19 protein-coding genes are annotated in these 21,174 nt (G+C 61.3%); 15 read left to right on the forward strand and 4 right to left on the reverse strand.

The genetic code is table 11. The features are described 5' to 3' along the window. Positions 1-67 precede the first annotated feature (67 nt). Both ubiG and ompA read right to left on the reverse strand, forming a co-directional pair. Positions 68-763 (reverse strand): bifunctional 2-polyprenyl-6-hydroxyphenol methylase/3-demethylubiquinol 3-O-methyltransferase UbiG, encoded by a 696-nt coding sequence (gene ubiG, locus AC3IQ7_RS08025; protein WP_489208891.1) that lies wholly within the window; start codon positions 761-763, stop codon positions 68-70. 127 nt (positions 764-890) lie between these two features. Continuing rightward, positions 891-1,601 carry an outer membrane protein OmpA gene (gene ompA, locus AC3IQ7_RS08030; protein WP_034782001.1) on the reverse strand — a complete coding sequence of 237 codons (711 nt, stop codon included), beginning with the start codon at positions 1,599-1,601 and terminating at the stop codon, positions 891-893. A gap of 656 nt (positions 1,602-2,257) precedes the next feature. Between ompA and gyrA the strand changes: the two genes are divergently transcribed. The 15 genes from gyrA to AC3IQ7_RS08105 all read left to right on the forward strand — a co-directional run bounded on the left by gyrA (position 2,258) and on the right by AC3IQ7_RS08105 (position 19,409). Beyond that, positions 2,258-4,942, forward strand: coding sequence for a DNA gyrase subunit A (gene gyrA / locus AC3IQ7_RS08035; RefSeq protein ID WP_099378888.1), 2,685 nt, complete (start codon positions 2,258-2,260; stop codon positions 4,940-4,942). 106 nt (positions 4,943-5,048) lie between these two features. Next, positions 5,049-5,633: a DUF2059 domain-containing protein gene (locus tag AC3IQ7_RS08040; protein WP_158301261.1), complete on the forward strand. Its 585-nt coding sequence runs from the start codon at positions 5,049-5,051 to the stop codon at positions 5,631-5,633. 27 nt (positions 5,634-5,660) lie between these two features. Further along, complete coding sequence (gene serC, locus AC3IQ7_RS08045; protein ID WP_099378890.1) at positions 5,661-6,752, forward strand: 3-phosphoserine/phosphohydroxythreonine transaminase; 1,092 nt, start codon at positions 5,661-5,663, stop codon at positions 6,750-6,752. Positions 6,753-6,932: 180 nt separating this feature from the next. Continuing rightward, entirely contained in the window at positions 6,933-8,003 is a 1,071-nt protein-coding gene (pheA, locus tag AC3IQ7_RS08050; RefSeq protein WP_077400751.1) for a prephenate dehydratase, read from the forward strand. 127 nt (positions 8,004-8,130) lie between these two features. Further along, positions 8,131-9,237: a histidinol-phosphate transaminase gene (hisC, locus tag AC3IQ7_RS08055; protein WP_489208895.1), complete on the forward strand. Its 1,107-nt coding sequence runs from the start codon at positions 8,131-8,133 to the stop codon at positions 9,235-9,237. A 4-nt stretch (positions 9,238-9,241) separates the two neighbouring features. Continuing rightward, positions 9,242-10,150, forward strand: a complete 909-nt coding sequence (locus AC3IQ7_RS08060; RefSeq protein ID WP_489208897.1) for a prephenate dehydrogenase — start codon at positions 9,242-9,244, stop codon at positions 10,148-10,150. An 18-nt stretch (positions 10,151-10,168) separates the two neighbouring features. Continuing rightward, on the forward strand, positions 10,169-11,524 hold the full coding sequence (aroA, locus tag AC3IQ7_RS08065; RefSeq protein ID WP_489208898.1) for a 3-phosphoshikimate 1-carboxyvinyltransferase: 1,356 nt from the start codon (positions 10,169-10,171) through the stop codon (positions 11,522-11,524). Positions 11,525-11,540: 16 nt separating this feature from the next. Then, the gene (gene cmk, locus AC3IQ7_RS08070; protein WP_099378893.1) at positions 11,541-12,209 is read left to right on the forward strand and encodes a (d)CMP kinase; all 669 of its coding nucleotides are present in this window, start codon (positions 11,541-11,543) and stop codon (positions 12,207-12,209) included. A 112-nt stretch (positions 12,210-12,321) separates the two neighbouring features. After that, positions 12,322-14,034 carry a 30S ribosomal protein S1 gene (gene rpsA, locus AC3IQ7_RS08075; RefSeq protein ID WP_071650172.1) on the forward strand — a complete coding sequence of 571 codons (1,713 nt, stop codon included), beginning with the start codon at positions 12,322-12,324 and terminating at the stop codon, positions 14,032-14,034. A 17-nt stretch (positions 14,035-14,051) separates the two neighbouring features. Continuing rightward, positions 14,052-14,357 carry an integration host factor subunit beta gene (locus tag AC3IQ7_RS08080; RefSeq protein ID WP_008446215.1) on the forward strand — a complete coding sequence of 102 codons (306 nt, stop codon included), beginning with the start codon at positions 14,052-14,054 and terminating at the stop codon, positions 14,355-14,357. Between the two features lie 254 nt (positions 14,358-14,611). Further along, complete coding sequence (locus tag AC3IQ7_RS08085; protein WP_077400759.1) at positions 14,612-14,914, forward strand: LapA family protein; 303 nt, start codon at positions 14,612-14,614, stop codon at positions 14,912-14,914. Between the two features lie 46 nt (positions 14,915-14,960). Next, positions 14,961-16,136: a lipopolysaccharide assembly protein LapB gene (lapB, locus tag AC3IQ7_RS08090; protein WP_099378894.1), complete on the forward strand. Its 1,176-nt coding sequence runs from the start codon at positions 14,961-14,963 to the stop codon at positions 16,134-16,136. Between the two features lie 79 nt (positions 16,137-16,215). After that, complete coding sequence (locus AC3IQ7_RS08095) at positions 16,216-17,583, forward strand: UDP-glucose dehydrogenase family protein (protein WP_489208903.1); 1,368 nt, start codon at positions 16,216-16,218, stop codon at positions 17,581-17,583. Beyond that, on the forward strand, positions 17,580-18,533 hold the full coding sequence (rfaE1, locus tag AC3IQ7_RS08100) for a D-glycero-beta-D-manno-heptose-7-phosphate kinase (protein ID WP_489208905.1): 954 nt from the start codon (positions 17,580-17,582) through the stop codon (positions 18,531-18,533). The genes AC3IQ7_RS08095 and rfaE1 overlap by 4 nt, the downstream gene beginning before the upstream one ends. A 165-nt stretch (positions 18,534-18,698) precedes the next feature. After that, positions 18,699-19,409, forward strand: coding sequence for a ComEA family DNA-binding protein (locus tag AC3IQ7_RS08105; RefSeq protein ID WP_489208907.1), 711 nt, complete (start codon positions 18,699-18,701; stop codon positions 19,407-19,409). An 86-nt stretch (positions 19,410-19,495) separates the two neighbouring features. Here AC3IQ7_RS08105 and AC3IQ7_RS08110 read toward each other — a convergent pair whose 3' ends face one another. Together AC3IQ7_RS08110 and AC3IQ7_RS08115 are read right to left on the reverse strand one after the other, a co-directional pair. Continuing rightward, positions 19,496-20,341 (reverse strand): sterol desaturase family protein, encoded by an 846-nt coding sequence (locus AC3IQ7_RS08110; protein ID WP_489208909.1) that lies wholly within the window; start codon positions 20,339-20,341, stop codon positions 19,496-19,498. A 35-nt stretch (positions 20,342-20,376) separates the two neighbouring features. After that, complete coding sequence (locus tag AC3IQ7_RS08115) at positions 20,377-21,135, reverse strand: PEPxxWA-CTERM sorting domain-containing protein (RefSeq protein ID WP_099378899.1); 759 nt, start codon at positions 21,133-21,135, stop codon at positions 20,377-20,379. Positions 21,136-21,174 lie beyond the last annotated feature (39 nt).

Genomic DNA, 21,174 nt, shown 5'->3' on the forward strand with positions numbered 1-21,174 from the left:
GCGGGCAAAGTGTGTCAAGTAGGAATGAAAAATGGCGGCCGCAGCCGCCTTGTAATGTGCGTGATGGTTACAGCGGCCGGGTGCAGGCCACCAGATAATTGACGCTGGTATCGCTATTAAGTGAGTAAATCTTGGTCAGCGGATTGTAGCCCATGCCGCGCATGCTGTTGACGTCCAGGCCGGCGCTGCGCAGGTATTGCGACAGTTCGGCCGGGGTGATGAATTTGTCATAGTCGTGCGTGCCTTTCGGCAGCAGGCGCAGCAGGTATTCGGCGCCCAGGATGGCGAACAGATACGCTTTCGGGTTGCGGTTCAGGGTCGACAGGAACACGTGGCCGCCCGGTTTCACCAGGGTGGCGCAAGCCTTGACGATGGCGGCAGGGTCCGGCACGTGCTCGAGCATTTCCATGCAGGTCACGACGTCGTACTGGCCCGGCTCTTCCTCGGCCATGGTTTCGGCGGCGATCAGCTTGTAGCGTACCTTGGCACCCGATTCCAGGCTGTGCAGGTCGGCAACTTTTAGCGCCTTCTCGGACAGGTCGATGCCCGTTACGTCGGCACCCCTGCGGGCCATCGATTCGGCCAGGATGCCGCCGCCGCAGCCGATGTCGATCACGCGCTTGCCGGCCAGCGGCACTTTCGCGTTGATCCATTCCAGGCGCAGGGGGTTAATTTCGTGCAGGGGACGAAACTCGGAAGTGGGGTCCCACCAGCGGTGGGCCAGCTCACTGAATTTTTGGATTTCGAGAGGGTCGGCGTTCATAGGTCGAATAATAGCGGCAATTTTACAATTGGGCAGCCACGGACGAAAAAAAACCCCGCCGTGGCGGGGTTTTTCATGCTGTTCTTGACTTGCGCGATGACTTGCGGCAAGTCCAGGAGTTCAGCTATTACTTGTTGCGGGTACCAACAACTTCGATTTCCACGCGACGGTTTTTCGCACGGCCTTCGGCAGTTTTGTTATCAGCAACAGGTTGTTTCTCGCCTTTGCCTTCGGTGTACACGCGGTTGCTTTCAACGCCTTTGGTGACCAGGTAGGCTTTGACAGCATCAGCACGACGTACCGACAGTTTTTGGTTGTAAGCATCGGTGCCGACGGAGTCGGTGTGACCCACAGCGATGATGACTTCCAGGTTGATGCCGCCCAGTTGTGCGGACAGCTCGTCCAGCTTGGCTTTGCCTTCTGGCTTCAGCGTAGCTTTGTCGAAATCGAAGAATGCATCAGCAGCGAAGCTGACTTTTTCCGAGGTAGGAGCAACAACAACTGGTACTGGTACGACAACGACTGGTGCCGGTGCTGGTACGACTGGTGCTGGAGGAGCCACGCATTTGCCGTCTTGCAGGGTTTCTGGCTCTACGCACAGTGGCACGTCGCAACCTGGCACTGCGTCAGCAGGTGTCCAGTAGCCGGTACGCCAGCACAGGCCGAATGGGTCACGCACGATTACGCCGCGGGCATCTTGCACGTAAGCGCTTTTTGGGCTTGGTGCTTTGATGTCAGTGGTAACTGGCGCGAATGGTGGGGAGGTTGGGGTTTGGGCCGAAGCCGAGCCAGCAATCACTGCGGATGCAGCGAAAAACAGCGTTACAAATTTATTCATTCTTTTTTCCTTTCGGGGGGTGATATCCGCAGAACAACACTGCGCTACTGGTGCTACGTGCCAAGATTTTATCATGTAGACCATATGCGCTCGTTTCAGATTGCGAAACTAGCAATTAACTTCCCAGTCATTTTGCCACACGCATCAGGGGCGCACGACCGTGGTTAAATCAAAGCTTGCCCGATTTTAGACCGTGCGTTGTTTTTGCGCAACGAAAATGCCCATTTGTAACGCGTCTGTAACAATTGATCGCTTTTTTTGCCTCTTTTAAGGGCAGGTGTCTTGAACTGATATTGCCATTGTGCATTATCGACAGGTCAACTTGCACGGCTCCGGTGCAAACTGCCAATCTTGTTGGTATGGCCAATTTGTACAGGTAGCAGGGCGCGCATGCTAAAATCGTGCGCTTGACTGTTAAGAGTGTCGGGCAAATGCCCACGGCGGCACTGCATGGCCAGCACGTACCACTGCGGTACCCGTACTGGCCGCGCCGCCAGCCCGCCGATTTGTTCTGGCACTCTGCGACATGGAAGCCGGGCCGCGCCAGCAGCGCGCGGTGCGGCGTCCACGACGACAGCCACCCAGGATATGCAGTATTGCGTCATACATTGCGTAACAGATAAGTTAACCACAGCCTGAGATCAGTCGAACCGCCAATGGATCAATTCGCAAAAGAAACAATTCCTATTTCCCTCGAAGAAGAGATGCGCAAGAGCTACCTCGATTACGCCATGAGCGTGATCGTCGGTCGCGCCTTGCCCGATGCGCGCGATGGCTTGAAGCCAGTGCACCGCCGCGTCTTGTTCGCGATGCATGAAATGAATAACGTGTGGAACCGCCCTTACGTCAAGTGCGCCCGCGTGGTCGGCGAAACCATGGGTAAATACCATCCCCACGGCGATGCCTCGATCTACGACACACTGGTGCGCATGGCGCAAGATTTCTCGCTGCGCTACATGCTCGTCGATGGCCAGGGCAACTTCGGTTCTGTCGACGGCGATGGCGCCGCGGCGATGCGTTACACCGAGTGTCGCCTGGACAAGATTGCCGGCGAGCTGCTGGCCGATATCGACAAGGACACCGTCGACTTCCAGCCCAACTATGATGGCAAGGAAAAGGAACCGACGGTCTTGCCGACGCGTATCCCGAACCTGCTGATCAATGGCTCGTCCGGTATCGCCGTCGGCATGGCGACGAACATTCCGCCACACAACATCACCGAAGTCATCGACGGCGCGCTGCACGTGCTGCGCAACCCGGAATGCACGATCGATGAATTGATCGAGATCATTCCTGCGCCCGATTTCCCGACGGCCGGTATCATCTACGGCGTATCCGGCGTGCGCGACGGCTACCGCACGGGCCGTGGCCGCGTCGTCATGCGCGCCAAGACCCACTTCGAAGAATACGGCAAGGATGGCGGCCGCATCGCCATCATCGTCGACGAGCTGCCATTCCAGGTCAACAAGAAATCCTTGCTGGAACGCATCGCTGAAAACGTGCGCGACAAGAAGCTCGACGGCATTTCCGACATCCGCGACGAATCCGATAAATCGGGCATGCGCGTGGTGATCGAGCTGAAACGGGGCGAAGTGCCGGAAGTGGTGCTGAACAACCTGTACAAGCAGACCCAGTTGCAAGACACCTTCGGCATGAACATGGTGGCCCTGGTTGATGGCCAGCCGAAGCTGCTGAACCTCAAGCAGATGCTGCAATGCTTCCTGTCGCACCGCCGCGAAGTGGTGACGCGCCGCACCGTGTTCGAACTGCGCAAGGCGCGCGAACGGGGCCACGTGCTCGAAGGCCTGGCTGTCGCGCTGGCCAACATCGATGACTTCATCGCCATCATCAAGGCTGCGCCGACGCCGCCGATCGCCAAGGTCGAGCTGATGGCCAAGGCATGGGATTCGTCCGTCGTGCGCGAAATGCTGGCCCGCACGGGTGACGGCACGACGCCAGGCGGCATCGATGCCTACCGTCCGGAAAACCTGCCGAAGCACTATGGCATGCAAATGGATGGCCTGTACAAGCTGTCGGACGACCAGGCACAGGAAATTCTGCAGATGCGCCTGCAGCGCCTGACCGGTCTGGAGCAGGACAAGATCGTCAACGAGTACAAGGACGTGATGGAACATATCGCCGACTTGCTCGACATCCTGGCCAAGCCGGAACGCGTCACCATCATCATCACCGATGAAATGACGGCGGCGAAGAACGAATACGGCGCTGGCAACAAGGACGTGCGCCGCTCGCAGATCGAGTTGAACGCGACCGACCTGGAAACGGAAGATCTGATCACGCCGCAGGACATGGTCGTGACCCTGTCGCACACCGGCTACATGAAGGCGCAGCCGATCACCGAATACCGCGCGCAAAAACGCGGTGGCCGTGGCAAGCAGGCGATGGCGACGAAAGAGGAAGACTGGATCGACCAGCTGTTCATCGCCAACACGCACGACTACATCCTGTGCTTCTCGGATCGTGGCCGCATGTACTGGCTGAAGGTGTGGGAAGTGCCGCAAGGCTCGCGCAATTCGCGCGGCAAGCCGATCGTCAACATGTTCCCGCTGCAGGACAACGAAAAGATCACCGTGATCCTGCCGCTGTCGGGCGAGAACCGCACGTTCCCGGAAGACCATTACGTGTTCATGTCGACCAGCCTCGGTACCGTCAAGAAGACGCCGCTGAAGGACTTCAGCAATCCACGCAAGGCCGGCATCATCGCGGTCGACCTGGACGACGGCGACTTCCTGATCGGCGCGGCGCTGACCGACGGCCAGCACGATGTGATGCTGTTCTCCGATTCGGGCAAGGCGGTGCGCTTCGACGAAAACGACGTGCGTCCGATGGGCCGCACGGCGCGCGGCGTGCGCGGCATGAACCTGGAAGAAGGCCAGCACGTGATCGCCCTGCTGGTGGCCGAGAACGAGCAGCAGTCGGTGCTGACGGCAACCGAAAACGGTTACGGCAAGCGTACACCGATCACCGAGTACACGCGCCATGGCCGTGGCACGAAAGGCATGATCGCCATCCAGACCAGCGAGCGCAACGGTAGAGTGGTTGCCGCGACCCTGGTCGATACCAGCGATGAAATCATGTTGATCACCACCGGTGGCGTATTGATCCGCACCCGCGTGTCGGAAATCCGCGAGATGGGCCGCGCGACGCAGGGCGTGACCCTGATCGCCGTGGAAGACGGCACCAAGCTGTCCGGCCTGCAGCGCGTGGTGGAAACGGATATCGACGAAGTCGAGCTGACGACGGAGGCGGGCACGGATGCCGCAGCCGCGCCGGCAGCGGCTGAACCGGCCGATCCGGCAGATCCGGCCCAGCCGGAGTAAGATGATTGGGGCTCTTTCGGGAGCCCCAATTGCTATTGGCGCGCCAGTTGCGGCGCCAGCCTGCATACCCCAGATAGTTCCCCGCTTTTATAGAGTCCTGCATGCCATGAGAAAAATCGTCGCCACCTTCTTCGCCGCGTTTTCGCTGGCTTTTCTTGCGACCCTGCCGGCCCTGGCCCAGAGTGCGCAAGCCACGCCCGCGCGCCAGGCGGCGCCCAGCCCCGCCATGAAAGTGGCCGTGCGGCGCATGCTCGATGCGATGCAATTTCCGCAACTGACGCGCAACATCTTCGACCAGATGCTGCAATCGGTGCCCGCCATGATCCGCCAGTCGGCGCAGCAGCAAATCAGCGGTAACCCGAACCTGGACGAGCAGCGCAAGGCGCGCGCGCTGGCCAGCGCCGAGGAAGAAATTCCCCTGGCCATCGGCACCCTGACGCAGGTGCTGGCCGACCCGACCCTGATCGACGAGCTGGCGGCCGAAATGGTGCCCCTGTACGCGCGCTTTTACACGGTGCCCGAAGTCGAGCAGCTGACGGCCTTCTACAAGACGCCGCTGGGCCGCAAGATGCTGGCCACCATGCCGCAACTGTCAGCCGAATCGATGGCCATCAGCCAGCGCGTGCTGATCCCGCGCGTGAATGCGGTGCTTGACCAGGTCATGCGGGCGGCCACGCAGTCGCCCCAATAAGATTCCCATTTTGCCAAGGACCGTATCGTGACCCATATCTACAATTTTTCAGCCGGCCCTGCCGTCCTGCCCAAGGAAGTGCTGGCGCAAGCGGCCTTTGAAATGCAGGACTGGCATGGCAGTGGCATGTCGGTGATGGAAATGAGCCACCGTGGTCCCGAATTCATTTCCATCTACAAGCAGGCGGTAGCCGACCTGCGCGAACTGCTGGCCGTGCCCGACAACTACAAGATCCTGTTCCTGCAGGGCGGTGGTTTGGGCGAGAACGCCATCATTCCGATGAACCTGGTGGGCCTGGCCGCGCAGCAGCCGGCCACCGTGGACTTCGTGCACACAGGCTCGTGGTCCGGCAAGTCGATCCAGGAAGCGGCCAAGTACGCCAACGTCAACGTGGCCGCGTCGTCGAAGGCTGCCCGTTTCACGGGCGTGCCGCCGGTCTCCGAGTGGAAGCTGACGCCAGGCGCCGCCTACCTGCACATCTGCACCAATGAAACCATCGACGGCGTCGAATTCCAGCAGGCGCCGGACGTGCCGGCGGGGACCACCATCGTGGCCGACATGTCGTCGCACATTCTGTCGCGCGTGATCGACGTGTCGCAATATGGCGTCATCTTCGGCGGCGCGCAGAAAAATATCGGCCCGGCCGGCCTGACCCTGGTCATCGTGCGCGAAGACTTGCTGGGCAAGGCGCTGCCGATCTGCCCATCGGCCTTCGACTGGACCATCGTGGCCGAACATGAGTCGATGTACAACACGCCGCCCACCTACGGCATCTATATCGCCGGCCTGGTTTTCCAGTGGCTCAAACGCCAGGGTGGCGTGGCAGCCATGGAACAGCGTAATATTGAGAAAGCGGCGCTGCTGTACGCGGCGCTCGATGCGGACGACTTTTACCAGAACCGGGTCGACCCCGCATACCGCTCGCGCATGACCATCCCGTTCTATCTGCGCGATGAAAGCTTGAACGACGCATTCCTGGCCGGCGCCAAGCAGCGCGGCCTGCTGCAATTGAAGGGCCACAAGTCCGTCGGCGGCATGCGTGCATCGATCTATAACGCGATGCCGATCGAGGGCGTGCAAGCCTTGGTGAATTATCTGAACGAGTTTGCCGGACGCTAGAATGCCTGCCAAAAAGTCCAGGGCGTTGTTGCATTGCCTTGTCGTACATTCGTACTGCCAGCGGCAACGCGCCTAGCCCTGATCATTTTGTCCGGCATTCTCATGAATAAGCGCGCCGGCCCGCCGCCGGCGCAGGCCGCGCGGCCATGATTGAAGTACAGCTGACGAAACAAACCAACCATGACCGATAAATTGAAACCGCTGCGCGAACAGATCGATGCGATCGACGCGCAAATCCTCGAACTGCTGAACCGCCGCGCGCAAATCGCCCAGCAAGTGGGCCACGTGAAAGCGGAAACCCAGGCGCCCGTGTTCCGCCCCGAGCGCGAAGCGCAGGTGCTGCGCGGCGTGGCCGAACGCAATCCAGGTCCCATGGGCGACCGCGAAGTGCAGACCATCTTCCGCGAAATCATGTCGTCCTGCCGCTCGCTGGAAAAGCGTGTCACCGTGGCCTACCTTGGCCCGGCCGGCACCTTCAGCGAACAGGCCGTGTATCAGCAGTTCGGCAGCGCCGTCGAAGGCTTGCCGTGCGCCTCCATCGATGAAGTGTTCCGTTCCGCCGAGGCGGGAACGGCGGACTTCGGCGTGGTGCCGATCGAGAATTCCTCGGAAGGCGCCGTCAACCGCACCCTCGACATGATGCTCCAGACTAGCCTCATCATCAGTGGCGAGGTGGCGATCGCCGTGCACCACAGCCTGATGACGAAGAGCGGCAACATGGATGGCGTCACCGCCATCTGCGCCCATTCGCAGGCGCTGGCGCAGTGCCAGGTGTGGCTGAACCAGAACTACCCGCACATCGCGCGCCATGCCGTCGCATCGAACGCCGAAGCTGCCCGCATGGCAGGCGAAGATGGCACGGTGGCCGCGATTGCCAGCGAACTGGCAGGCGCGCAGTACAAGCTGGGCGTGGTCAAGGGCCATATCCAGGACGACCCGCACAACCGCACGCGCTTTGCCGTCGTGGGCACCTTGCAGACGGCGCCGTCGGGCAAGGACCAGACGTCGCTGGTGCTGGCCGTGCCGAACAAGGCGGGCGCCGTGTACCAGTTGCTGGCGCCCCTGGCCAAGCACGGCGTGTCGATGACGCGCTTCGAGTCGCGCCCGGCGCGCATGGGCAGCTGGGAGTATTATTTCTATGTCGACGTGGAAGGCCACGTGCACGACGCTGCCGTCGCCCAGGCGCTGGCCGAGCTGCAGAGCAACGCGGCGTTTTTCAAGGTGCTGGGGTCGTATCCGGTCAGTTTGTGACGCCGACGGTGGTGTCGGATTACGGCTGCCGCCTAATCCGACCTACAATAAGCCGTAGCTTGGGTTAGCGCAGCGTAACCCAACAAAAACCACCAGCCTAATCATTCACCAACTTTTAAAGAACACCATGTCTAAAAATATCGGTCCAGAATACGTCCGCGCCATCGCCCCTTACCAGAGCGGCAAACCGATCGCGGAAGTCGCGCGGGAATTCGGCCTCGACGAGGCAGCCATCGTCAAGCTGGCGTCGAATGAAAATCCGTACGGCATGCCGGAATCGGCCAAGCAGGCGATGATCGCCGCCATCGATGACCTGGGCCGCTACCCGGACGCCAACGGCTTCGACTTGAAGGCAGTGCTGTCGAAACGCTATGACGTGCCGGCCGACTGGATCACCCTGGGCAATGGCAGCAACGACATCCTGGAAATCGCCGCGCACGCGTTTGTGCAGCATGGCGAATCCGTCGTGTACTCGCAGTATTCGTTCGCCGTGTACGCGCTGGCCACGCAAGGACTGGGCGCGCGCCACCTCGTCGTGCCGGCGCAAGCCTATGGTCATGATCTGGACGCCATGGCGGCGGCGATTGCCGACGACACGCGTTTGATTTTCATCGCCAACCCGAACAACCCGACCGGCACCTTCCTGACGGCGGCGCAGCTGGAAGCCTTCCTCAAGAAAGTACCGGCGCATGTCGTCGTCGTGCTGGACGAGGCCTACAACGAATTCCTGTCGGCCGACGACCAGTATGAGTCGACGGCGTGGGTGCGCCAGTATCCGAACCTGGTGGTCTCGCGCACGCTGTCGAAGGCGTATGGCCTGGCCGGCCTGCGCATCGGCTTCGCCATCGCCCAGCCGGTGTTGACGGACCTGATGAACCGCATCCGCCAGCCATTCAACGTCAACTCGCTGGCGCAAGCGGCCGCGATTGCCGCCCTGAACGACAAGGCATTCCTCGAGCAAAGCGCGCGCAACAACGCGGCCGGCTACCAGCAGTTCACCGAGGCATTTACGCAACTGGGCCTGGAATATGTGCCGTCGCACGGCAATTTCGTGCTGGTCAAGGTGGGCGACGATGATGAAGCGGGCGCACGCGTCAACCTGGCGCTGCTCAAGCAGGGCGTGATCGTGCGTCCCGTGGGCAGCTATGGCTTGCCGCAATGGCTGCGCATTTCCATCGGCCTGCCGCAGGAAAACGCCATTTTCATCGCCGCGCTGACGAAAGCGCTGGCCTGACCTTATGACGACGCCTGCACTGAAGAAGGTCGTCATTTTTGGCGTAGGCCTGATCGGCGGCTCGTTCGCGCGCGCCTTGAAACACGCGGGCGCGGTCGGCACGGTAGTCGGCATGGGCCGCTCGCCGGCGTCGATGGTGCGCGCGCTCGAATTGGGCATCATCGACGAGATCGGCGGCGACATGGCGCAGGCTATCGCTGGCGCCGACCTGGTGCTGCTGGCTGCGCCCGTGGCGCAAACGGGCGCCATCCTGGCATCCATCGCGCCGCACCTGCAGCCCGCTACCATCGTCACCGATGCGGGCAGCACGAAGAGCGACGTGGTGGCGGCCGCGCGCGCGGCGCTCGGTGGCAAGGTGGCGCAATTCGTGCCCGGTCATCCGATCGCGGGGCGCGAGACGAACGGTCCCGACGCCGCCATCATCGATCTGTATCGAGGCAAGAAAGTGGTGCTCACGCCGCTGGCGGAAAACGCTGCGGCTGACGTCGAGCGCGTGGCGGCCGCCTGGCGCGCCTGCGGCGCCATCCTGCACACTTTGAGCCCCGAAGAACATGACAAGGTGTTTGCCGCCGTCAGCCATCTGCCGCATTTGCTGGCCTTTGCGCTGGTCGACGACATTGCCAACAAACCGCACGCGGGCCTGCTGTTCCAGTACGCGGCCAGCGGCTTTCGCGACTTTACGCGCATCGCCGGCTCATCGCCGGAAATGTGGCGCGACATCAGCCTGGCCAACCAGCCGGCGCTGCTGCACGAACTGGACGCCTACCTGGCGCAGTTGACGACCTTGCGCGCCCATCTGGCCGCGAATGACGGCGCCGCCATCGAAGGCGTGTATGCGAACGCCCAGCACGCGCGGCAGCAATGGATCGAGGCGATTGAAACGGCGGAAGTGCCAGCCTTGCCCTCACGATAAATACTCAAGGATTCCAGCATGACCCAGACCAAGCACTACCCCCACCATATCGATTTGAAGCCGGTGATGCATGCCGAAGGCACGGTGCGCTTGCCCGGCTCGAAAAGCATTTCCAATCGCGTGCTGCTGCTGGCCGCGCTGGCCAAGGGCACGACGAAGATCGTCGACCTGCTCGCCTCCGACGACACCTTCGTCATGCTGACGGCATTGACGTCGCTGGGCGTGAAATGGACGCAGGATGAATTGACGGGCGACCCGGCCACTGCCCACCAGGTGCATCACGTGGAAGGCTGCGGCGGGGTGTTCCCGCACCACGAGGCGGATCTGTTCATGGGCAATGCCGGCACGGCCATTCGCCCGCTGACGGCGGCGCTGGCCGTCATCGGCGGCGACTACACGCTGCATGGCGTGTCGCGCATGCACGAGCGCCCGATCGGCGACCTGGTCGACGCGCTGAACGCCGTCGGCACGCAGATCGAGTACACGGGCGAGCAGGGCTTCCCGCCGCTGCGCATCCGCCGCGGCCATATCCACGCGCAGCGCATCGCCGTGCGCGGCAACGTGTCGAGCCAGTTCTTGACGGCCCTCTTGATGGTGGCGCCGCTGATGGCGCGCGACCATGCGGTCACCATCGACGTGACGGGCGAGCTGATTTCGAAGCCGTACATCGAGATCACCCTGAACCTGATGCGCCGCTTCGGCGTGACGGTCGAACATGACGGCTGGCAGTCGTTCACGGTGCAGCCGGGCCAGCAATATCAAAGTCCGGGTACGATCCACGTGGAAGGCGACGCTTCGTCGGCCTCGTATTTCCTGGCGGCCGGCGCCATCGGCGGCGGTCCCGTGCGCGTGGAAGGCGTTGGACGCGACAGTATCCAGGGCGACGTGCGCTTCGTCGAAGCCTTGCAGCAGATGGGCGCGACCATCACCATGGGCGAGAACTGGATCGAAGCCCGCTCGAATGGCGTCCTGAAAGCCGTCGACATGGATTTCAACCACATCCCCGACGCGGCCATGACGATCGCCGTGGCCGCCCTGTACGCGGATGGCACCTCGACCTTGCGCAATATCGCCAGTTGGAGGGTGAAGGAAACGGACCGCCTGGCAGCCATGGCAACGGAATTGCGCAAACTCGGTGCGGAAGTGGAAGAGGGGGCGGACTACCTGCGCGTGACGCCGCCTGCGCAGATTCTTGCCGCCACCATCGACACGTACGACGACCACCGCATGGCCATGTGCTTTTCGCTCGCTTCGCTGGACGGCGCCGCGCGGCGCGGCAACGAGATGCGCATCAACGACCCGAAATGCGTGGCCAAGACCTTCCCCGAGTATTTCGCCGCATTCGCGGGGATTGCCAAAGATACCCTGATTTAATTGATTGCCTAATACTATGCCGACCTCCAACATCCCAGTCATCGCCATCGATGGCCCCACCGCTTCCGGCAAGGGCACGGTGGCGCACCGCGTAGCCGACAAGCTGGGCTTTCATTACCTGGACTCGGGCGCGCTGTACCGCCTGACGGCCCTGACGGCGCTGCGCCGTGGCACGGATTTGCGCGACGAGCACGCGCTGGCCAAGCTGGCCGAACACTTGCCTTGCCACTTCGCCGGTGGCGAGATCCTGCTGGCGCATGAAAATGTCACCGAGCAGATTCGTGCTGAAGAGGTGGGTAATACGGCGTCGAAGATTGCCGTATTGCCAACTGTTCGCCATGCCCTCGTGGGTTTGCAGCTGGGTTTTCGCAAGACGCCAGGCCTGGTGGCCGACGGGCGCGACATGGGCACGGTGATCTTTCCGCACGCCCAATTGAAGGTGTTCCTGACGGCCAGCGTCGAGGCGCGCGCGCAACGGCGCTACAAGCAATTGATAGACAAGGGTTTTTCTGCTAATATGGAAGACCTTCTGATGGATTTGCAGGCGCGGGACGAACGTGATACTCACCGTGCGATTGCGCCGCTGGTCCCCGCGGAAGGGGCGCATGTCCTGGATACCTCGGCAATGACGGCTGATGAAGCCGTCGAAACCGTGTTGAAATGGCATGCCGCTGCAGCAAAATAGCCTGTGCTATGTGGTGCCCGTTGACGGCTCCTGGCCTGTCCGGGTGTGTCAAAAACCTAACCCAGTTTAAGTCGCATCGTGCGATCTCTGCTGGATAACCTGTGTGAACCCTATGTCTACTGTTACAACTAACGAATCTACCGGTATGGAAAGTTTTGCTGCGCTCTTCGAGGAATCGTTGTCGCGTCAAGATATGCGCTCCGGCGAAGTTATTTCCGCTGAAGTCGTGCGCCTCGACCACAATTTCGTGATCGTGAACGCTGGCCTCAAATCCGAAGCATTCATCCCTGTCGAAGAATTCAAGAACGACCACGGCGAACTGGAAGTCAAAGTTGGTGACTTCGTTTCCGTGGCGATCGAATCGCTGGAAAACGGTTTCGGCGATACCATCCTGTCGCGCGACAAAGCCAAGCGTCTGGCTTCGTGGCTGGCTCTGGAAAAAGCGATGGAATCGGGCGAAATCGTCGTCGGTACCGTCAATGGTAAAGTCAAAGGCGGTCTGACCGTATTGACCAACGGCATCCGCGCATTCCTGCCGGGCTCGCTGGTTGATACCCGTCCTGTCAAAGACACCACCCCATTCGAAGGCAAAACCCTCGAATTCAAGGTCATCAAACTGGACCGCAAGCGTAACAACGTGGTTCTGTCCCGCCGCGCCGTCATCGAAGCTTCGATGGGCGAAGAGCGTCAGAAACTGATGGAAACGCTGAAAGAAGGCACGGTCGTGACCGGCGTCGTCAAAAATATCACCGACTACGGCGCGTTCGTGGATCTGGGCGGTATCGATGGCCTGCTGCACATCACCGACCTGGCATGGCGCCGTGTACGTCACCCGTCGGAAGTGTTGACGGTTGGCCAGGAAATCACCGCCAAAGTCCTGAAATACGATCAAGAGAAAAACCGTGTTTCGCTGGGTGTGAAACAACTGGGCGACGATCCTTGGACCGGTCTGTCCCGTCGTTACCCACAAAGCACCCGTCTGTTCGGTAAAGTAACGAACCTGACCGACTACGGCGCGTTCGTTGAAGTGGAACAGGGTATCGAAGGTCTGGTACACGTTTCCGAAATGGACTGGACGAACAAAAACGTTGCTCCTAACAAAGTTGTCCAACTGGGCGACGAAGTAGAAGTGATGGTTCTGGAAATCGACGAAGAGCGTCGTCGTATCTCGCTGGGTATGAAACAGTGCAAAGCCAACCCTTGGGATGACTTTGGCGTGACCCACAAGAAGGGCGATAAAGTCCGCGGCGCGATCAAATCGATCACCGACTTCGGCGTGTTCATCGGCCTGGCCGGCAACATCGACGGTCTGGTGCACCTGTCCGACCTGTCCTGGACCGAAACCGGCGAAGAAGCTGTGCGTCGCTTCAAGAAAGGTGACGAACTGGAAGCCATCGTTCTGGCCATCGACGTTGAGCGCGAGCGCGTTTCCCTGGGCGTCAAGCAACTGGAAGGTGATCCATTCAACAACTTCGCAGCCATGAACGACAAGGGCTCGCTGGTAACCGGTACCGTTAAATCGGTTGAGCCTAAAGGCGCCGTAATCCAACTGTCCGAAGAAGTTGAAGGCTACCTGCGCGCTTCCGAAATCTCGCGCGACCGCGTTGAAGATGCTGGTACGCACCTGAAAGTCGGCGACACCGTCGAAGCTATGGTGTTGAACATCGACCGCAAAGCCCGTGGTATCCAACTGTCGATCAAAGCGAAAGACAACGTTGAAACCCAGGAAGCAATGCAGAAGATGGCAGCTACCGACAACAACGCAGCTTCGGGCACCACCAGCCTGGGCGCCTTGTTGAAAGCTAAGTTCGATAACAAGAACTAAGACTGCGGATACGGCAGATGACAAAGTCCGAGCTGATCAACCGCCTCGCTGAGCGTTATTCTCAGCTGGTGGCGAAAGATGCGGAGTATGCCGTCAAGACCATTCTCGATGCGATGACCAATGCCCTGGCGACCGGTCAGCGTATCGAGATCCGCGGTTTTGGCAGTTTTGCCCTGAACAGCAGGCCCCCGCGCATCGGTCGCAACCCGAAATCCGGCGACAAGGTGATGGTTCCCGAAAAACGGGTACCTCACTTCAAACCGGGCAAACAGTTGCGCGAGCGGGTGGATGCGATGGTCGGGCAACCGATAATCGAGGATTAATCGTCTGCTGGAAGGCGACATAGAAAGCGGCGTCCTTGGATGCCGCTTTTTTTTGTTAATATGCTGTAGAGCACTGCTCAAACCTACTGCGCGGCGCGCTTTGCGGCCGGCGATGCTCACCGTACTTCAGTACGGTTGCGCTTCTCGGCCACAAATCACTGCCGCTCGCTACGGTTTGATCAGCACTCTACGTTTGTGCCATTTGGCATTTGCCATGTCGCACTGGTATTTTTTTGCTCTTTCTGGACCTATCGATGAAAATCATCTCCACCATCGTTGGCTGTGTTCTTTTCGTCCTGTTCTTCAGTTTTGCGCTGAAGAATGCGCAGGTTGTCGACCTGCATGTTTTCCTCAATTATGAAATTCGCGGCCCCCTGGTCCTGATGCTGCTGGGCTTTTTTGTCGCTGGCGCCAGCCTGGGCGTACTGGCCCTGACGCCGACCGTGTTCCGTCACCGCCGCGAAGCGAGCAAGCAAAAAACCACCATTGCCGCGCTGCAGACTGTTGGCGTGGCCAGCAATGTCCAACCGCAACCGGACAGCGTGAGCGCGCAGTAAGCGGCGCCATCGCTCCTATCTCTCTTACTCGAATAAAAACAATCGCATGGAATTTGAACTCTGGTGGCTCTTGGGTATCCCCGTGTTTTTCGCGCTGGGCTGGATTGCCGCGCGTGTGGACATTCATCAACTGGTGTCCGAATCGCGCAGCCTGCCGCGCAATTACTTCAAGGGCTTGAATTTCCTGCTCAATGAACAGCATGACAAGGCCATCGATGCCTTCATCGAAGTCGTCAAGCTGGACCCGGAATCGGCCGATATGCACTTTGCGCTGGGTAACCTGTTCCGCCGCCGCGGCGAGACGGAGCGCGCCATCCGCGTGCACCAGAACTTGCTGGCGCGCCCGGATCTGCCGTTGGAACAGCAGGGCCACGCCGCCTATGAGCTGGGCATGGATTACCTGAAGGCAGGCTTGCTGGACCGCGCCGAAGAAACCTTCAACAGCCTGATCGATACGCAATATGCGGCCCAGGCGCGCCGCGCGCTGCTGGAAATCTACCAGCGGGAAAAGGAATGGCCACGCGCCATCGAAGCGGCCGTGGGCTTGCAGGAATCGGGCGCCGGCGCGCGCCAGAAGGAAATCGCCCAGTTCTATTGCGAACTGGCACATGACGCGCTGGTGCACATGAAGCCGGACGAAGCCATGCCGCTGCTGGAAAAAGCCTTGCAGACGGACCGCAAGAGCGTGCGCGCCACCATCCTGACGGGCGACGTGCTGCTGGCGCGCGGCGACGTGGAAGGCGCGCTGACCACCTGGCGCCGCGTGGAGCAGCAAAGCGTGCCGCACGTGGCCCTGGTGGCGCAGCGCCTGATGGATGGTTATACCAAGCTGGGACGTCCACAGGAAGGCGTCAACCTGTTGCGCTCCTACCTGGAAGAAGCGTCGTCGATCGACCTGATCGAAGTCGTCTTCAAGGCTGTCATCGAACTCGACGGCGTGGAAGCGGCGAAGCAGCTGGTCAGCGCCGAGCTGCGCCGCACGCCGACCCTGCTGGGCCTGGATAAACTGCTGGAAGCGCGCATGATGGATGCGCCGGCCGCCATCTGGTCGGAGCTGTCGATGGTGAAAAACCTCGTGCACGGCTACACGCAGAAGCTGGCCCGCTACCAGTGCAGCCACTGCGGCTTCAAGGCGCGCCAGTTCTACTGGCACTGCCCTGGCTGCAACAAGTGGGAGACTTACCCACCACGCCGCACAGAAGAACTCAATGTCATGAACTGATTCGTACACGTCACCTTGCCCTGAGCAATGTGGCGTGTACTTCTATGTAAGACCTGCTTTTTATCCATACGGTACATCCATGAAAATCACTATTATCGGCACTGGCTATGTTGGCCTCGTGACCGGCGCCTGCCTGGCGGAGCTGGGCAACGACGTCTTTTGCCTCGACCTGGACGCACAGAAGGTCGCCTTGCTCAACAGCGGCGGCATCCCCATCCATGAACCTGGCCTGGAAGAAGTCGTGGCGCGCAACCGCGCCGCCGGGCGCATGACCTTTTCCACCGACGTCGAAGCGGCCGCCGCGCACGGCGTGATGCAATTCATCGCCGTCGGCACGCCGCCCGATGAAGACGGCTCGGCCGACCTGCAATACGTGCTGGCTGCCGCGCGCGGCATCGGCAAGTACATGACGGACTTCAAGGTCATCGTCGACAAGTCGACGGTGCCAGTCGGCACGGCCGAGAAAGTGCGCGCCGCCATCCAGGGCGAACTGGACGCGCGCGGCGTGGCCGCCACCTTCTCGGTGGCGTCGAACCCGGAATTCCTCAAGGAAGGCGCGGCCGTCGAAGACTTCATGCGCCCGGACCGCATCGTCATCGGCGTCGATGCCACGCCGGACGGCGAGCGCGCGCGCGAACTGCTGAAAAGCCTGTACGCGCCGTTCAACCGCAACCACGAACGCACTTACTGGATGGACGTGCGCTCGGCCGAATTTACGAAGTATGCGGCCAACGCCATGCTGGCCACGCGCATCTCGTTCATGAATGAACTGGCGAACCTGGCCGACAAGGTGGGCGTCGATATCGAAGCCGTGCGACACGGCATCGGTTCCGACCCGCGCATCGGCCACAGCTTCCTGTACGCCGGCTGCGGTTATGGCGGTTCCTGCTTCCCGAAAGACGTGCAGGCGCTCGAGCGCACGGCGCGCGGTCATGGCCAGGAATTGCTGATCCTGCGTGCCGTCGAAGCCGTCAATGACCAGCAGAAGCAGGTGCTGGGCCGCAAAGTGGTCACTCGCTTCGGCGAAGATCTGACGGGGCGGCACTTTGCCGTGTGGGGCCTGGCCTTCAAGCCGAATACGGACGACATGCGCGAAGCGTCGGCCCGCGTGCTGCTGGCTGACTTGCTGGGGCGCGGCGCCACCGTGGCCGTGTACGACCCCGTCGCCATGGCCGAGGCGCGCCGCGTGCTGCAACTGGACTTGACGCCGGAGCAATTGGCGAAGGTGCGCTTTGCCGACAGCCCGAAGGATGCGCTGCAGGACGCCGATGCGCTGGTCATCGTGACCGAATGGAAAGCCTTCCGCAGCCCCGACTTCGAGCAGGTCAAGGCGCGCCTGAAGCAGGCCGTGATCTTTGACGGACGCAACCTGTTCGAGCCGGCCGTCATGGCCGAGAATGGCATCGAATACCACGGGATCGGTCGCTCGATCCTGACGCGCGCATGAGCGCCCATGAGGTGCTCGCCTTGACGGCGCCGGCCGCATTGGCCCAGGTACGCCTGCTGGTGGTGGGCGATGTGATGCTGGACCGATACTGGTTCGGCGACGTCAGCCGTATTTCGCCGGAAGCGCCTGTGCCCATCGTGCGCATCGAAAAGCGCGAAGAGCGTCTCGGTGGCGCCGCCAACGTGGCGCGCAATGCGGCCGCGCTGGGAGCGAAGACGAGCTTGCTGGGCGTGGTGGGCGATGACGAGGCGGGCAGCCAGGTTGAGCGCCTGCTCGAAGGCGGCGGCATCCACAGCTATCTGCAGCGCGATGCGGCCATTTCCACCATCATCAAGCTGCGCGTGATTGGCCGCCAGCAGCAGATGCTGCGCATCGATTTCGAGGATGCGCCCAGCGATACGGTGCTGCGCGACAAGCTGGCGCAGTTCAATGCCCTCCTGCCCGATTATGACGTGGTGGTCCTGTCCGACTACGCCAAGGGCAGCCTGGTGAACGTGGCCGAGATGATCAAGGCGGCCCGGGCGGCCGGCAAGATCGTCATGGTCGACCCGAAAGGCGATGATTTCAGCCGCTATGCGGGTGCGTCAGTGCTCACTCCGAACAAGTCCGAACTGCGCCGCGTGATCGGCAACTGGAATACGGAAGAGCAACTCACGGAACGCGCCCAGCAGATGCGCGCGCAACTGGGTCTGGACGCCTTGCTGCTGACCCGATCGGAAGAAGGCATGAGCCTGTACACGGCCGATGAGGTGTTGCACATGCCGACCGATGCGCGCGAAGTGTTCGACGTCTCGGGCGCCGGCGATACGGTGATCGCCACCATGGCGGCCATGCTGGGCGCCGGCATGGCCCTGGGCGACGCCGTGCGCACGGCCAATCGCGCCGGCGGCATCGTCGTCGGCAAGCTGGGCACGGCCACCGTCACCCGCGAAGAGCTGTTCCCGCAGTAACTATGCGGCCTCACCTGCGTCAGAGCGTTTGATCTGGCGCAGGTTTTCCCACCGTTCCGCTGTCCCGTCTTGTCAACCGTATCACGCCCCAGCCGTTAAGCCGTTAAGGCGCCGTTCCTCCTTTGCGTTCGAGTCATCTTGAAACCACCTTACGGAGAGATATCCATGTTCAAAAAAATACTGCTGGCCATCGCCACCCTGATCGCGACGATGGGCTTTGCCTTTGCCCAAGTCGATGTCAACAAGGCGGACCAGGCTGCACTCGACAGCGTCAAGGGCATCGGCCCCGTCACGTCGAAAGCCATCGTCGATGAACGCGCCAAGGGCGGCGCCTTCAAGGATTGGGCTGATTTTGAAAGCCGCGTAAAAGGCATCGGTCCGAAAAGTTCCGTGAAACTGTCGGAAGCGGGCTTGCAAGTGAATGGCCAGGCCAAGTCCGGCGCGCCGGCAGCACCCGCCCCGGCGGCGAAAGCTGCCCCGGCAAAAAAGGAAGCTGCTGTGAAGGAAGTTGCAGCGAAAGAAGCCGCACCGAAGCCAGTTGCTGCGACCGACACCGCTGCGGCGCCAGCCAAGTCAGCCGCTGAAACGAAGAAAGAAGCTGCCGCCGCGAAGAAAGAAGCCAAGGCCGCTGCTGCTGCCGCGAAGAAAGAAGCCGCCGCCGCCAAGGTGGTGCCTGCCGCAGCGCCGGCTCCTGCTGCTGCCGCGGCCGATGCCGCCCCAGTGAAAACGGCTGCCGAAACGAAGAAGGAAGCTGCTGCCGCGAAGAAAGCGGCAACGGCCGCCAAGAAAGAAGCCAAGGCTGCGGAAGCGGCTGCGAAGAAGGAAGCCAAACTGGCTGCTGCCGACGCGAAGAAGGCTGAAGCCGAGAAAAAGTAAGCGTGTTGCTGTGAAGCGTGTTGCGTGGTGGTGCCGCGCAGCACGAGAAGAAAACCCCGTGCGGTACCGGCCGCGCGGGGTTTTTTTCATTCTACGGCCGGGGATTCTGGCTTGCCAGGACGCCTGAATGGCGCAGCCAGTTGTCCTGCCAGCGTCTTCGGCATGGGCGTCTCGATGCCGCAGGCGGCGGGCCAGGCGCGCGGTAAGTGATATGTGCCGAACAGCCGGTCCAGCACGGGTAAAGTGGAGGCGTAGTTGCGGTTGATGTGCTCGAACTTGCTGTGGTGCCAGTGGTGGAAGGCAGGCGTGGCCACCAGCCATTCCAGCGGGCCGAAGCGCCAGCGCAGGTTGGCGTGGATGAAGAAGCCCCAGACGGTGCCGATCAGCAGCAACAGCACGGGGGCGGTGCTGCCTGCCGCGCCGGGACCGGCCAGGCCCAGCAGATACAGGGGTGTCAGACCGAACAGGCGCGTGACGAGCATGTCGACGGGATGGGTGCGCGTATTGGCGAGGAAATACAGCTGTTCCGTGCTGTGGTGCACGGCGTGGTAGCGCCACAGCCATGGTAATTCATGGCTGAGTCTATGTCCCCAGTAAGTGCCGACTTCGCCGATCAGCAAGCCCAGCAGGAGCTTGCCCCACAGGGGCAGGGTAGACAAGGTGGCGGGAATGGCGTCCGGCAGCCAGCGCTGGCCAGCGACGGCAATGATGGCCAGCGGCGCGGCCAGCAAGACGGCCGGCAGCAGGCTGCTGATGAAATAAAAGCCCAGGTCGCTGAACAGTTCCGTGCGGGAACGTCCAAGGTGGCGCTCGCCAAAGAAGCGTTCGAGCGGCACGAAGATCACGGCCAGCAGCACCAGCCACAGGCCCAGGCGCAGCACGTCGATGGCGATGCCGGGCAGGTGGGTTTGCAAGGTGTGCAGCAGGCTCATTTTATTCCATCAAGCAATGCCCAATTGTTGGTGTCTCAGGCCGCAATGGCCGTCTTGCGGCGGCGCGCCATAAAGCCAAGCAAGCCCAGGCCACCGATCAGCATGCCCCAGGTCGACGGTTCCGGCACGGCTGACACCAGCGACACGCCGTCGAGCAGCATGAACGGTGGTGCACCCGTCGGGCTGCCCTTGGCCATGAACGACAGCAATTCGCTGCTGTCCGTGGCCGTGAAGGTCATGCTGGCCTGGTGCCAGCCTGTGAAGCCCTGGCTGACGTTGGCCAGCGATGCCGTCTGCTGCTTGCTGCTGCCCAGCGCAACGTCCCAGTAATTGACGGGATTATCGCCGCGGAAACCCACCTGCTGGCCAGCGCCATACGAAAAGCTCAGGGTGTAGGCTTGGCCGGGGACGAGGCCGCTTACTTGCTGCGTGACGGGGCCGGGAAAGTAATCCCAGTCCGCCGCCAGCACATTGCCGCCCGTGGGGCTGGCGCCCAGGCCGTTTTGCGGGCCGCGGCCGCTGTAGGAATTCGGGCCCCACAAGGCCAGCGCCGTCGCGGCGTTGGTGTCGTCGATGTTGTTGCCGTTCAAGACGAAGTTATAGCCCTTGCTGGACCAGTCGCTCAGGTAGGTGCGGTCCGCGCGGGCATACGTGCCTTCGTTCAGTTGTTTCGAGGTGCCGTTGCTGGTCAGTTCGAAATCGCCATTCTTGACCAGGTTGGTCGTGGCGGCCTGGGCGGCAGTGACGCACAGGGAAGCGGCGGCCAGCGCCAGCAAAGTAGATGTGTTACGCATGATAAAGCTCCAAAAGTGACAGGGTAGTGTTGCAGTCTG

The organism is Janthinobacterium sp. GL_088 (genome assembly GCF_057837845.1).